This is a genomic window from Candidatus Nanopelagicales bacterium (genome assembly GCA_041393815.1).
Taxonomy (GTDB): Bacteria; Actinomycetota; Actinomycetes; order S36-B12; family JAWKJK01; genus JAWKJK01.
This window is the reverse complement of record JAWKJK010000005.1, coordinates 107,055-120,182: the sequence shown is the minus strand read 5'-3', so window position 1 is coordinate 120,182 and position 13,128 is coordinate 107,055. Positions and strand designations below refer to the sequence as shown.

The 13,128-nt window shown below is 73.3% G+C and carries 11 protein-coding genes; 5 read left to right on the top strand and 6 right to left on the bottom strand.

What is annotated here, in order from left to right; genetic code table 11:
* Nucleotides 1-131: 131 nt before the first annotated feature.
* On the top strand, nt 132-1,469 hold the full coding sequence (locus R2737_14585) for a potassium transporter TrkG (GenBank protein MEZ5117484.1): 1,338 nt from the start codon (nt 132-134) through the stop codon (nt 1,467-1,469).
* Nucleotides 1,462-2,124 carry a TrkA family potassium uptake protein gene (locus R2737_14580; GenBank protein ID MEZ5117483.1) on the top strand — a complete coding sequence of 221 codons (663 nt, stop codon included), beginning with the start codon at nt 1,462-1,464 and terminating at the stop codon, nt 2,122-2,124. Before R2737_14585 ends, R2737_14580 begins: the two co-directional genes overlap by 8 nt.
* Nucleotides 2,125-2,216: 92 nt before the next feature.
* On the opposite strand, the gene R2737_14575 is transcribed toward R2737_14580, so the two are convergent.
* From R2737_14575 to R2737_14555, 5 genes are all read right to left on the bottom strand, one after another.
* Nucleotides 2,217-3,095 carry a DUF2786 domain-containing protein gene (locus R2737_14575; GenBank protein ID MEZ5117482.1) on the bottom strand — a complete coding sequence of 293 codons (879 nt, stop codon included), beginning with the start codon at nt 3,093-3,095 and terminating at the stop codon, nt 2,217-2,219.
* A complete protein-coding gene (locus tag R2737_14570) occupies nt 3,092-3,628 on the bottom strand; it encodes a TIGR04338 family metallohydrolase (GenBank protein ID MEZ5117481.1) in 537 nt (178 codons plus the stop codon). Before R2737_14570 ends, R2737_14575 begins: the two co-directional genes overlap by 4 nt.
* A 141-nt stretch (nt 3,629-3,769) precedes the next feature.
* A complete protein-coding gene (locus tag R2737_14565) occupies nt 3,770-4,684 on the bottom strand; it encodes a hypothetical protein (protein ID MEZ5117480.1) in 915 nt (304 codons plus the stop codon).
* Entirely contained in the window at nt 4,681-5,817 is a 1,137-nt protein-coding gene (locus tag R2737_14560) for a DUF6544 family protein (GenBank protein MEZ5117479.1), read from the bottom strand. The genes R2737_14565 and R2737_14560 overlap by 4 nt, the downstream gene beginning before the upstream one ends.
* Nucleotides 5,814-6,266 (bottom strand): MarR family transcriptional regulator, encoded by a 453-nt coding sequence (locus tag R2737_14555; protein MEZ5117478.1) that lies wholly within the window; start codon nt 6,264-6,266, stop codon nt 5,814-5,816. Before R2737_14555 ends, R2737_14560 begins: the two co-directional genes overlap by 4 nt.
* A gap of 295 nt (nt 6,267-6,561) precedes the next feature.
* Between R2737_14555 and R2737_14550 the strand changes: the two genes are divergently transcribed.
* The 3 genes from R2737_14550 (at nt 6,562) to R2737_14540 (ending at nt 12,247) form a co-directional block, all read left to right on the top strand.
* A complete protein-coding gene (locus R2737_14550; GenBank protein ID MEZ5117477.1) occupies nt 6,562-8,613 on the top strand; it encodes a serine hydrolase domain-containing protein in 2,052 nt (683 codons plus the stop codon).
* Nucleotides 8,614-9,117: 504 nt separating this feature from the next.
* On the top strand, nt 9,118-11,166 hold the full coding sequence (locus R2737_14545) for a DUF222 domain-containing protein (GenBank protein MEZ5117476.1): 2,049 nt from the start codon (nt 9,118-9,120) through the stop codon (nt 11,164-11,166).
* A 160-nt stretch (nt 11,167-11,326) separates the two neighbouring features.
* Complete coding sequence (locus R2737_14540; protein MEZ5117475.1) at nt 11,327-12,247, top strand: alpha/beta hydrolase; 921 nt, start codon at nt 11,327-11,329, stop codon at nt 12,245-12,247.
* Nucleotides 12,248-12,282: 35 nt separating this feature from the next.
* On the opposite strand, the gene R2737_14535 is transcribed toward R2737_14540, so the two are convergent.
* On the bottom strand, nt 12,283-12,999 hold the full coding sequence (locus R2737_14535) for a hypothetical protein (GenBank protein MEZ5117474.1): 717 nt from the start codon (nt 12,997-12,999) through the stop codon (nt 12,283-12,285).
* Between the last annotated feature and the right edge of the window lie 129 nt (nt 13,000-13,128).

Below are 13,128 nucleotides of genomic sequence, written 5' to 3'. Positions count from 1 at the left end.
GCGTCCGCGAGTGCTCGCTCGTGGGGGTTGCAGGACCGTCCTGAAACCCCCACGGGCGAGCATTCGACACTCCACCGGTGCCCTGTGGGAGGCTGCGCGCGACGGGCTGGATCGTCCGGCGTCGGAGGGACATGGCACCGCTCGCACGCTTCCGGCACCCCGGCCAGCTGGTCCTCGCGGCCTTCGTCGGGACCATCGTCGTGGGCACCGGGCTGCTCATGCTCCCGTGGTCGACCGCGTCGGGCACCTCGCCACCGCTGCTCGACGCCGCGTTCACCTCGACTTCGGCGGTCTGCGTCACCGGCCTGGTGACGGTGGACACCGGGTCGTACTGGTCCGGCTTCGGCCAAGGCGTGATCCTCGTCCTGATCCAGGTCGGCGGCCTGGGGATCATGGTGGTCGCGACGCTGTTGGCGCTGGCGTTCGCCCGGCGGATGGGGCTGCGGGCGCGGTTCGCCCTGCAGACCGAGACCCGCTCGACCAGCCCCGGGCAGCTGCGGCGGCTGGTGCTGCGGATCGTGGCGTTCAGCCTCGTCGCCGAGGCCGTGGTCGCGGTGCTGCTCGGGCTGCGACTGTGGTTGGGGTACGACCAGACGCCGGGCGCCGCCGCGTACTCGGGTCTGTTCCACGCGGTGTCGGCGTTCAACAACGCCGGCTTCTCGATCTACTCGGACAGCCTGATGGGGTTCGTGGCCGACCCGTGGTTCCTGCTGCCGGTGTGCGCGGCGGTGGTGCTGGGCGGTCTCGGCTTCCCGGTGGTGTTCGAGCTGGCGCGCTCCGCGTGGCACCCGCACTCGTGGTCCATCCTGACGCGCATCACGGTCGCGATGACCGTCGTCCTGCTCGTGGGCGGGACGGTGTTCTTCATGTTCGAAGAGATCAACAACCCGAACACGTTGCAGGACAAGGGTCTAGGTACGGCATCGCTGGCGGCCTTCGCGACGTCCACGATGGCGCGGACCGCTGGGTTCAACGTCCTGGACATCGGCGCCATGGACGAGGAGTCCCTGTTCGCCACCGACGTGCTGATGTTCATCGGCGGCGGCAGCGCCGGGACGGCCGGTGGCGTGAAGGTGACCACGATCGGCCTGCTGGCCTTCGTGGTGTGGTCGGAGATGCGCGGCCGCGACGACGTGGAGGTCGGCCACCGACGCGTCTCGGCCGCCAACCAGCGGCAGGCGCTCACGGTCGCCGTGCTCGGCATGTCGGTCGTGGTGGTGGCGGCGTTCGGGCTGCTACTGCTCAGCGACGTGGCGTTCAACCGGGTGGTGTTCGAGACCGTGTCGGCGTTCGGCACGGTGGGGCTGTCGACGGGGCTGACGCCGGAGCTGTCCGACCCGGCCCAGGCCCTGCTCGCCGTGGTGATGCTGATCGGCCGGGTGGGGCCGCTGACGGCGGCCACCAGCCTGGCCCTGCGGGAGCGGGCCAGCCGTCGCCGGCTGCCCGAGGAGAGGATGATCGTTGGCTAGGAACACCGAACCCGTCGCCGTCATCGGCCTGGGTCGCTTCGGCCGCGCGCTGGCCGAGGAGCTCACCCACCTGGGCACCGAGGTGCTCGCGATCGACCCCAACCCGGTGCTGGTGCAGCAGATGGCCGGCCGGCTGGAGCGGGTCGTCACCGCCGACCCGACCGACCCGGAGGCGCTGGAGGAGCTCGGTCTGGACGAGTTCCACAACGCGGTCGTGGCGATCGGGGGTGAGCAGACCCCGAGCATCCTGGCCACCTCGCTGCTGGCGGACCTGGGCGTGCCGAACATCTGGGCCAAGGCGATGAGCAAGCTGCACGCGCGGATCCTGGCCCGGGTCGGCGCCCATCACGTGATCTTCCCGGAGGCCGAGATGGGCGTGCGGGTGGCCCATCTGATCTCCGGGCGGATGCTCGACTATGTGGAGATCGACTCCGGGTGGGTGCTGGCGAAGGCGCACCCGCCGCAGTACCTGGTCGGCACCCCGCTGGGGGAGACCGGTCTGCGGGCGTCCCAGCACGTGACGATCGTGTCGGTGCGCAAGGAGGGCGCGGACGAGTTCACCCACGCCGACGCGGACACGGTCCTCTCGTACGGCGACGACATCCTGATCGTCGGCAGGCCGCGCGATGTCGAGGCCTTCGTCAGCACCGTGTGAGGTTCGTCAGCAGGCCCAGCGTGAGGCCGTGCGTGCGGCGCACGTGAGGCCCGGTTCGAGGGGACGCGTGAGGCCCGGTGCCGGCTGCACGCTCAGCCGGCCGGCAGGTCGCCGGCGGGTCCGGCGATACCCCGCTGCGAGGTGAGGCGGGCCCGTTCGGCCGCGGCCGTGCCGGCCCGCGACGCCGCGCCCGGGGTGGCCAGCACCGACCCGCCGTAGCCGCGCCAGGACCCCGACGCCTCGGAGGCCTGCCGGTAGTAGGCCGCCACCTCCTCCGCCTTGCCCTTGAGCACCAGGGCGGCGGAGACCGCGCGCGGCCGGTCCGCACCGTCCCGCAGGTCCAGCACGTCGGGGTAGGAGTCCTCGGCGCCGACCGCGACGGCGGAGGCCGCGGCGATCGCCGCCTCCCGCGCGGCCATCAGCCGCTGCCGGATGCGGGGGATGTAGGCCTGGTAGAACGCGGCCCGCGCGGTGGTCGCGGTGTGCGGCTTGGTCTGGTAGCCCCACACCGTCCGGCCGTAGCGGTCCCACCCGGCCTTGGTCCGGGCGCGGTAGGTCTCCGTGCGCCACTCGCCGGTCGCCAGCCATGCGTTGGCCGCGACGGTCATCTGCGTGGCCACCGAGGCCCACATCATCTCGACGACCTCGATGTCGGACGGGAACCCGAACGGCCACACCGACGTGGAGTTGCGCGCGATGTCGCAGCGCACGTCGTTGCAGTCGGCGATCGCCAGGAACAGCATCACCAGCCAGCGGTTGGCCCGCTTGCCCGGCTCGCCGATGCGGACCACCTTGGTGGTCGGCTGCTCGCGGCGCTCGCGGTGCGCGATCCGCGCACGCGCGACGGCGAGGTCGACCGAGTGCACCGTCGCCAGGCTCTGCGCCTTGGCGAGGAACGCCTCCGCCTCGTGCTCGTTGTCGCTGCGCTCGGCCTTCGCCAGCAGCGCCGCGATCCGGTCCAGACTGCTCACACCGCCCCCTCGGTGACGTACGACAACGACTCGTCCGCGGGCACGCCGGCGTCGGCGAACGACGCCCGCAGCAGCAGCGCGACCTCGGGACCGACGCAGACCGCGGCCAGGTTCAGGTAGACCCCGGCCCAGGTGGGCCCGTGGGACGGCTCGGCACCGCCGACGCTGACCCGCGCGAGGTGGTGGGCCACCTCGTGCAGGACGACGAGCTCCCGCAGCGCCCACGTGGTCTCGACCGGTACGGCGATCACGGGCTCCGGGGCGGGCTCGTAGTGGGCCATCCGCTGGCCGCGGCGGGCGCGCACCGCCACCCGCTGCCCCGGCCAGCGCGCGGTGACCCAGTCCAGGTCCAGCACCGCGTCGACGTACCGCTGCACTCCGGCCGCGTCGCCGAACCGGCGCTCCACCGGGAGCGTGAGGGACGACCCGTGCAGGGACACCGTCACCGGTCCGACCCGGTCGCGGCCGAGGACGGACTCCACCGCGCGCTCGGCCTCGTACACCGCGCTGCGGCGGGCGTCCCGGACGGTCATGGCGGCCACCGTACGCAGCCGGTCCGACCGCGCGCCGCACCGGCGCGGCCGGCTGTGGACGGGGTGGGCCGAAGCCTGTGGGCTGTGGACGACGGCCCCGGCGGGCGGCGCCTCGCGGACCGGGCCCTGTCCCCCGAAGGGTCAGCCCGGGGCGAGGACGGAGGCGACCGCCAGGTCCTCCCAGGCCTCGCCGAGGGACACGAACAGCCGAGGCCGGTCCGGGGGGACCGCGGCCTCGCCGCGGACCACCTCGCCGAGCTCCGCGGCCACCACCTCGCGACCCAGCTCGGCCGCGGCCAGCCGGACGTCACCGGACTCCGCCGCGGCGGCGGCGCGGGACTCGACCGCGACGTACGACCGGTCGACCAGGTCCGTGCCGACCTCCCGGGCGTCAGGCGTGTGCGCACCCATCGCGACGACAACGGCGCGGTCGGGGACGTCGGCGGAGGCCAGCACCGGCACGTGGCTGGACGTGCAGCACAGCACCACGTCCGCGCCGGCCGGCGAGCCGCCGACGTCGACGCGCAGGTCGGCCAGGCCCCGCGCCGCCGCCAGTGCGCGGGCCCGGTCCGCGGACGCGGCGGTGCGGGCGACGAGCCGCACCTCGGCGGGACCGAGCAGGGCGCGGGCGGCCAGTGCGTGGGCGACCGCCTGCGGCCCGGACCCGATGACGACGACGTCCGGGTCCTCGGGCGGTGCCAGCGCGCGAACCGCGAGCATCGACACCGCGGCCGTGCGCACCAGCGTGAGCTCGGCGGCGTCGAGGACGGCGAGCGGCTCCAGCGTGGCAGCGTCCATCAGGACGTACGTGCCCTGGACGGTCGGCAGCCCACGGGCCGGGTTGTCGGGGGAGACGGTGACGAGCTTGACGCCCGCGTACGTCGCCGACTGGTCCGGCATCACCAGCAGCAACCCGCCGTCGAGGTCGTACCGCGCGCGCAGTGGACGGTCCGGGCGCGGGGGGTCGGCGCGCAGCCGCTGCTGCAGCGCGGCGTACGCGGCGGCGGGGGTGATGCCCGAGCGAACGGCGGCGGCGTCCAGCACCAACAGGGTCACGCGCCGATCCTGGCAGCCATGGGGTCCGCGACGGCCGGTTCCTGCGCTCCCGCAGGGACGTACGCGATGTCGTCCACGTGGAACTCGAGGTAGTCGTACGGCGGCTCTGAGCCGTCGGGGTGCCAGCGGCCGGCGCCGCGGGTGCTCAGTCGGCGCCCGCCGAACTCGGCGTAGTCGGCGAGGGGGGTTGACCACCGGACCCGGTCGAAGCCGGAGTGATCGGCCCGGTCGCGGTAGCGGTCCTCCGAGACGAAGTCGACGAGCCGGTGCTGGTCGTCGAAGACCAGGGTCGCGGACACGGTCGCGTCGGCAGTGGCGTACCTGGCCACCACGCTGCGGTCGCGGACGTCGGACCAGGTGATGGGCGCGTCGAGGATGGCGGCCGGGGCGAGCACGCACAGGTCGTTGAGCACGGTCACGGTCTCCGCGGCGAGCAGAATGTCACCGCCCTGGTCGACAACCGGGACGACTCCGGCAGCGCGCACGCGCATCCGGGCCGCGCCATCGGCATACGTGTGCAGCACGGCGACGGGGAGCCCGCGCATGGTCGCGTCCATCCGGAAGTACCGGTGCGGGTGCTCGCCGAAGGTGTCGACCTGCTCGCCGGTCCAGGGCATCCAGAGTTCGTCGGCGGTGGCGCGGATGCGGCCGTGGATGGTGGCGCGGAAACCTCGGACCCGGGGGCGCCCGACGGTGCCGGTCGCGCGGAGGTAGCCGGCGACGGGGATGGGGAGCGCGGCGAGGTCGGCCTCGGTGACCAGGCGCTCCGTTGCGGCTGGCGCGTCGGCTCCGCGGAGGGCGGCGCGGGCGCGGCGCCGGTACTCGGCCGGCAGACTCCATGGGCCGTCGGCGGCGAGCCCGTATGCGACTGCGACGGCGACCAGCGCGTTGGCGACGGTGCCCGCGGCGGCCTCGGGCCATGCGGTCACGACCAGGTACTGGGACAGCACGACGGCGACAGCACCGACGAGCCACCAGGTGCGCACGCGGGCGGCCAGCAGCACACCGGTGGCGACCATCAGCACGCTGGCGAGCACCCAGGCGACCGCGTCCGGCCGGTCCAGTCCGACCAGGTGGACCAGGCCGTGCAGCACGGCGACCACGGCGACGGTCCAGCGCAGGACGGTCCTCATGACGCGTTCTCCTCCAGGTGCTCGATGCAGCGGGTGACGAGGGTGAGCAGGGTGCGGCGCTGACGGTCGGTCAGGGCGCCGAACAGGTCGTCCAGGAACGCCAGGTCCGCGGCGACGCGCGCCGGGTCGCGGAACTCCTCGACCCGGTCGGTGAGGGCCAGTCGGGTGACGCGACCGTCGTCGGGGTCGGGGAGCAGCCGCAGCCAGCCACCGCGTTCGAGCTGCAGTGCGATCTGCTTCACGTTCTGCCGGGACGAGCCATACGCGGCGGCGGCCCCGGACAGGGTTGCCGGGCCGTCGGAGAAACGGGCATCGAGGACGGCCAGCAGCAACCACTGCCGGCTGGTCAGCCCCAGCGGCGCGATCGCGGCGTCGGCGCGGCGGGTGAGGTGCTGGGCCAGGACGAACAGGGAACCGAACAGCTCCGCCTCGACCGGACGATCCGTCATGTACGTAATGTCTTACGTAGTGGAGCGCAGCGGCCAGGGTCCAAGGTCCCGATGGGTAAGACATTACGTATCTCACGGAAGGTGGCGGCCCCGACTAGGAGCACCTCCTCCGAACGGCGCCACGGGCCGGTCCGAGGCCCCCGTGCCCCGTGCGCCATCGGCCCTGACCCGGCGACCCGTGGCAGAGAAACCTGGGATCGGCACATCCACCCGGGAGGTCCCCGTGTCCGCTCGCCCCGCCCGTCCTGGTCGTCCCCGCTCGTCCGCCCCCCTCGGCCTCGTCGCCTGCGCCGCGATGGTGGTGACGCTGGCGCCTGCGGTGGCCGTCGCCGCGCCAGCGGTGGCTCCCGCGCCTGCCGCCAGCGCGTCCGCGGCGACATCGACCGTCTCGTACGCGAGGACGATCGCAGCAGGTCGGGCCGCGGCACAGGCGACGCTGGAAGGGACGGGTGCGTCGTCCATCTCGCTCGCGCTCGCCGATGGGGCGCGGATCGTGTGGCGGGAGACGTTCGGGGCCGTGAACACGGCCGGTACCGCGCCCACCCTCGACACCGTCTACGGGATCGGCTCGGTGAGCAAGATGCTCGCGACGGCGTCGGTGATGCAGCTCGTCGACGCCGGGCGCGTGGTGCTCGACGCGCCGGTGACGCGGTACATCACCGACTTCCGGATGGCGGATCCGGCGTACCGGCAGATCACCGTACGGATGCTGCTCAACCACACCGCGGGACTGCCCGGCACGGACTACTCCAACGGCATGAGCACGCAGCCGTACGCCGGGTACGAGGACCAGGTGCTGCGGGTGCTGCGGACGGCGCGCCTGAAGACGACGCCGGGGTCGATGAGCGTGTACTGCAACGACTGCTTCACCCTGGCGGGGATCGTGGTGTCGCGGGTGAGCGGGAAGCCGTACACGCAGTACGTGCACGACTCGATCTTCGCCCCGTTGGGCATGCAGCACAGCGGGTTCGTGACATCGCTGCCGCCGGCGGACGCGTTCGCGCCGGTGCTGGGCGATGACGGCCCGGCGCCGCTGGAGGTCACCAACATCTACGCGTCCGGCGGTGCGTACTCGACGCCCAGCGACATGAGCCGGCTGGCCACGATGTTCATCAATGGGGGCACCTTCCAGGGCCGCCGGATCCTGTCCGCCGCGTCCGTGGCCGAGATGGGCACCGACCAGATCAAGTCCACCCTCGACCCGAGCGTCGCGCGCTGGATGGTCTACGGCCTGGGCTGGGACACCGTGGCGGAGCTGGGGCTGGCGAAGGTGGGCGTGACCGGTTGGGTCAAGGGCGGAGACACCGGTGACTACCACGCCGGGTTCACGGTGGCCCCGGGCGAGCGGCTGGCGGTCACGGTGCTCGGTGCGGGCACGACGTTCAGCTCCACCGCCGCGGAGGCGCTCGGGGAGACGATCCTGCTGAACGCGCTGGTTGACCGCGGGACGTTGCGCGCCCTGCCGCGCAAGGTCGGTGTCGCGACGGTGAAGGCGGTGCGCCCCACCGACGCGCAGCTGCGCGCGGTGAGCGGGATCTACCTCGGGCAGGGCTCCACGATCCGGGTGGTCGTGAACTCGGACCGCAGCATCTCGCTGGCCCGCCCGACGGACGGCGAGTGGGTCGCGAACCCGACGAAGTACACCCTGCGCCGTGACGGACGGTTCTGGTCCACCGCCGATCCGGCCTCCTCCGTTCGGGTGGTGTACGGCTGGGACCGGTCCTATCTCGTGGTGAGCATTCCGTTCGGGTACGGGCACTACCGCATCGATGCGGTCACGGGGGAGCGGGTGGCGCCCTCGGCCGAGCCGTCGGCGGCCTGGCAGGCCCGCGCGGGCCACGAGTGGCTGCTCGTCTCCGACATCCCGAGCTCGATGGCGTGGAACGCGCCGGCAAGTCGGCTTGAAGCGATCCCCGACCTGCCCGGCTACCTGGTGCTCAACGGCGTGCCGGTCGACGCGGACTACAGCGACGACCTCGCTCCGATGTTCCTGGTGGTGCCCAACGCCAACGGCCGCGACCTCAACGATCTCGAGGTGCTCCGCGTCGGTGGCCAGGAGTGGCTGCGTCAGGGCGGGTCCGTCATGCGCCCGGTCGACGGGGTTCCGGTGCTGGTGGCGGGCGCCAACGCGGTCCCGTTCGGTGACACGGGCTATGCCGAGTGGCGGTCGGTGCCGGGCGCCGGGACGGTGTCGGTGAGCGGCGTGAGCGACTGGGCGGTGTACTCGGCGGACTACGAGCGGCTGGCCGCGGGATCGGGCTCTGCGGACGGGGTCGCGGTGCCCACCGGAGGCCTGCTGCTGCTGTTCGGGCCGGCCGGGACGACGGCATCGGTGATGCTCGGCTGAGCCTGACGCGGGGCTGAGGTGACGCCGGGGACGCTCGGACGAGGTTGACACCGGGCTGACGGCGTCCCCGCCCAGGCTCACTGGTGGAACCGCTGGCCACGTCCGTGCGCCGTCGCGGCGGTCAGCCGTGCCACCAGTGGCGTCGGGGGCGACGGGCGCGACGGGGGGCGAGGCTCGGCCCGGGAGGTCCAGCTCGGCCCGGGAGGTCCAGCTGGGCCCGGGCGGTCCTGCTGGGCCCGGGCGGTCCTGCTGGGCCAGATCGGTCGGACTCAGCTGACGCGGGCCCTCCCCGGTCGGGGCGGTCGCCGCCCAGCGGTCGAGAGTTCTTGATTCGCAGCGCTCGGTCCCCTCCCACCCCACCTGGACTGGCCTCGGCGTCACCGCGGTCCCCTTCCTGCAGGGACGTCACAGGAAGCTCGACCGCATGATTTCGTCTGCGGCGTAATGGATTTGGTGTGCACGGGGTCTTGCGCGGTGTCGGACCCTGACGCTAGACTCGTACACATGTTCGATCTCGTGGTTCCCGGTTCGCGGACCTCCCGCGCGTGGGACGCCGCCCTGCTCGCGCAGGCGGTGACGGTGGGCCCGGGGCCGGTGGCGATCGGGCTGCTGGAGCAGGTCGACCCCGAGGCGCTGTGCGGGCATGACCGGGTGGCGTTCCTGACCGCGTGGCAGGCGCAGGCCGCGTGGGTGACCGCCCGGTCGTACGCCGCGATCCTCCCCGTGGTCGAGCCGGAGCCGGCGCGGGATCCCGACCCGGACGAGGCGGGCCTGGTGGACGTCGGTCCGTTCGAGTGCGTGGAGGAGGCCCGGCACGCCGAGGTCGCCGCCGCCTGCCGGCTGTCCACGACCGCCGCCTCGGACCGGATCACCACCGCCCGCTTCCTCGCAGGTCCCGGCGCGCCGGTCGCGGGACTGCTGGAGTGCGGTGCGTGGGGGTACGGGCACCTGTCCGCGGTGGTGTCCGAGACCGCCGAGCTGTCCCCGGGCCTGACCGAGAAGGTCGTGCAGGTCGTCGTGGCCGACACCCTGCCGGACGCGGGCGGGGTCGCGTCGCGGTACGCGGAGGAGACCCCGGGCCGGCTGCGGCACCGCATCCGCCGCACCATCCTGCGCATCGACGCCGCCGCCGCCGCGGAGCGGGCGACGAAGCGGAAGCGGGAACGGTCGCTGCGGATCAGCCCGCTGCCGGACTTCCGCGCCAAGATCACCCTGGAGGCCTCCCAGCCGATGGCGTCATGGGCGTGGCGGCAGTTCGACACCTGGGCCCGGAACCGGCAAGCCACCCTGAAGGACCCGACCGCGGACCTGACCGCCCTGCTCGGCCCCTGCACCTGCCCCCGCAGCGAGGACACCGCCATGGCTGGAGCGAGCGCAGGCACCGTCGGCTCTGGCGCGGGCACGGGTCCGGCCGGACGTGCCGGGTCTGCCGGTCTGGTCGGCACCCTTGCGGCGCTGCGGGGCCACCGCCGCCAGCCCGGCGGGTCGGGGACCGGTGTCCTTTGCAGCGACACCGCGACCGACCCGGCAGCGGACCGGACCCACCAGCTCGGCTGCCCGCACCACCCCGACACCACCCTGGAAGCCCTGCGCGCCGACGCCGTCATCGAGGCCGCCCGCCTGCTCATGCGGACCCTGGGCCACGACAGCGACGACGCCCCGCTCACCACCGGCTCTGCCACCGGCATGGCCGCCCACGGCAGCAGCGCCGCGACCGCGGCCACCGGGACCACGGGCAGCGGGACCTCAGGCAACGGCACCTGCACCTCAGGCAGCGGGACCTCAGGCAGGGACACCGCCGGCGGCACAGGGGCGAACGCGGGTGCTGGTGCGGACGCTGGAGCGAGCACGGGCGCTGGCGCTGGCACGGGTGGCAGCGGCGGGCGGGGACGGTCGTGGTCGTCCGCGGTCGTCATCGTCGACGCCGCCACCCTGCTCGGGCTGGCCGACAACCCCGGCTGGGTCCCCGGCCACGGCTGGGTCCCCGCACCCCTGGCCCGCGAACTCGCAGCCACCGCCGACACCTGGCGGGCGTTCCTCACCGACCACGGCCGCCTGCTCGGCACCGGCGCCACCCGCTACCGGCCCACCGACCGGCTGCGCGAACTGGTCACCGCCCGCGACACCACCTGCACCTTCCCCGGCTGCACCATCCCCTCGGTGCACACCGACCTCGACCACGCGGCCACCTACGACGGCGCGAACACCACGGCGGGCAACCTGCATCCGGCCTGCCGGCGACATCACCGGATCAAGACCCACACCACCTGGGACGCGACCCCCGACCCCGGCAGCGGAAGGATCAGGTGGACCAGCCCCACCGGACACACCTACCCCACACCGCCGGACCCGATCTGGGACACCGGGCCCCCGCCGATGCCGGCCGTTCCGATCGTGGCCGACACAAGCACCGAAGCGGACGGGGGCCCGGGACTACCCGCGAACGCCGGCGACGACCTCGATCCGCACCACCACGCGCCTACCGCGCATACCGTCCCTGCACCTGGCGACAGCCCGCTCGAACGCTGGACGGCCCGCGTGCTCGCAGCCTGACCGCCGCCGCGAGGGACCAACCGGACGGGTGGTCGGGTCGCGGGTGACAGTGGGACCCATCAGCTTCGACCCATCAGCTCGACCCAGCAGCTTCGGCCAATCCGCCGTGACCGCACGCGCACCCTGCTGAGATGGTCGGCAGACGTCGAGGAGGGACGCCATGACGACCACGCCGACCCCGACCACGCCGACCCCGACCACGCCGACCCTGGCGACGCCGACGGGGACCATCACCCTGACGGACGGGCGAACCCTGTCCTACGACGACTACGGGGATCCCGACGGGCAGCCGGTCATCTTCAACCACGGGCTGTCCGACTCACGCCTGATCCGCAACCCCGACGAGGAGCTCACCGCGAGCCTCGGCGTCCGCGTCATCGCGGCCGACCAGCCCGGCGTCGGGGAGTCGACGCCTCAGCCCGGCCGCCGGATGGTCGACTGGGGTGCGGACATGGAGCAGCTCGCCGACGCCCTCGGACTGGACACGTTCGCCGTGGCGGGTCACTCCGGCGGCGGCCCGCACGCCCTGGCGATCGCCCACCACCTCCCCGACCGGGTCACCCGCGGCGTGCTGGCATCCCCGGTCGGGCCGCTGGACCGCGACGGCTTCGACCGCATGCTGGCGATGCGTGACCTCAAGCTGGTCGTCCGGCTGCACCGGTTCCACCACCTGATCCGCTGGGCCTACCGGGCCGACGTACGCAAGGCCCGCAAGGACGTCGACGGGTTCGTCGAGGAGATGGCGCACGAGGACCCGTCCGACGCCGACACCTTCCTCACCTCCCCGGAGCAGCGCGCCATGTTCGCCGCCAACTTCACCGCGGGCATGGCGCAGGACGAGGAAGGCGTCTACGAGATGACGATGGCGCTGTGGGAGTGGGGCTTCGACATCGCCCAGGTCGCGCAGCCCTTCCACGTGTTCTACGGCGACGCCGACGACATCGTGCAGCCCGAGATGCCGCAGCACGTCGCCGACCAGCTGCCGCAGGCGTCCGCGACCGTGTGGACCGGCGCCGGGCACTACGGCTTCGTCGACCGCGACCGCTGGACGCAGTTCCTCGGTGCGCTGACCACGTCGTAGCGCAGCGCCGCCCGCCAGGCTCGGGTGCGAGCCGGCTACCCGACTCGCGCCAGTCCGTAGGAGTACAGCGGCGCGGCCTTGCCAGCGGCGAGGAGGACGACGCCGGCCTGCGCGCCGACGGTCCACGACCCGTTGGACGGCAACCGCCACCCGTCCAGGCAGTACGTCGCGAGGGTCCGCCACGTGCCGTCGCCGTCGGCCGCGTACAGGTTCGTGTTGCCGCCGTTGATCGAGCAGCCCGGGTAGTTCATCGCGTAGGACGCGGTCGGGGACAGCGGCACGTAGCCGGAGGTGAGCTGGGACCACGTCGGCCGGTACGTGTACTGCGCCGGGCCGATACGGGCCAGCGCGTACGAGGCCGTCGGCGCCACGCGGTTCCACCCCAACGCGAACGCGACGACGTCCGTCTTCACCCCGGTGCCCTGGGACCCGTAGATGGTGACCGTCCACGCGTTGTTCGACATGTACGGGTACTGCGACTTCGGGCAGTAGTTGGGGTCGCGGCTCATCCGCCTGTCGGTGGACACGGCCCGCCAGGTGCCTCCGGCGTCGAGGACGTACAGGGTGATGTCGTAGTCCTTGCTCAAGCAGGTCCAGATGCCGTACGCCTCGCCGACCTGCAGGGGCGCGTTGCCGTTCTTGAGATCGTTGGCGGACACCATGGTGAACGGGTCAGCGGACGCGGCTGCCGGCGCCAGGCCCACCCCGATCGCGGCCACGGCGGCCACGGCCACCAGACGAACTCCACGCATGACGACTCCCCTCGCCGTAGCCGCACGCCCTGCCGACCCGGCGGCTGCTCGCCAGAGCCACCGCGGCCCAACCCGACCGTAGGCGCCGGACGGGCGCCGTCGCTCGGCGAGTGACGGGGGCGCGCGCGA

What these genes read in the sequence shown, in the direction of transcription:
- R2737_14585 (MEZ5117484.1), top strand. Translation starts at nt 132, where the DNA reads ATGGCACCGCTCGCACGCTTCCGGCACCCCGGCCAGCTGGTCCTCGCG.
- R2737_14570 (MEZ5117481.1), bottom strand. Translation starts at nt 3,628, where the DNA reads ATGACCGTCCGGGACGCCCGCCGCAGCGCGGTGTACGAGGCCGAGCGC.
- R2737_14560 (MEZ5117479.1), bottom strand. Translation starts at nt 5,817, where the DNA reads ATGAGGACCGTCCTGCGCTGGACCGTCGCCGTGGTCGCCGTGCTGCAC.
- R2737_14555 (MEZ5117478.1), bottom strand. Translation starts at nt 6,266, where the DNA reads ATGACGGATCGTCCGGTCGAGGCGGAGCTGTTCGGTTCCCTGTTCGTC.
- R2737_14550 (MEZ5117477.1), top strand. Translation starts at nt 6,562, where the DNA reads ATGGTGGTGACGCTGGCGCCTGCGGTGGCCGTCGCCGCGCCAGCGGTG.
- R2737_14545 (MEZ5117476.1), top strand. Translation starts at nt 9,118, where the DNA reads ATGTTCGATCTCGTGGTTCCCGGTTCGCGGACCTCCCGCGCGTGGGAC.
- R2737_14540 (MEZ5117475.1), top strand. Translation starts at nt 11,327, where the DNA reads ATGACGACCACGCCGACCCCGACCACGCCGACCCCGACCACGCCGACC.
- R2737_14535 (MEZ5117474.1), bottom strand. Translation starts at nt 12,999, where the DNA reads ATGCGTGGAGTTCGTCTGGTGGCCGTGGCCGCCGTGGCCGCGATCGGG.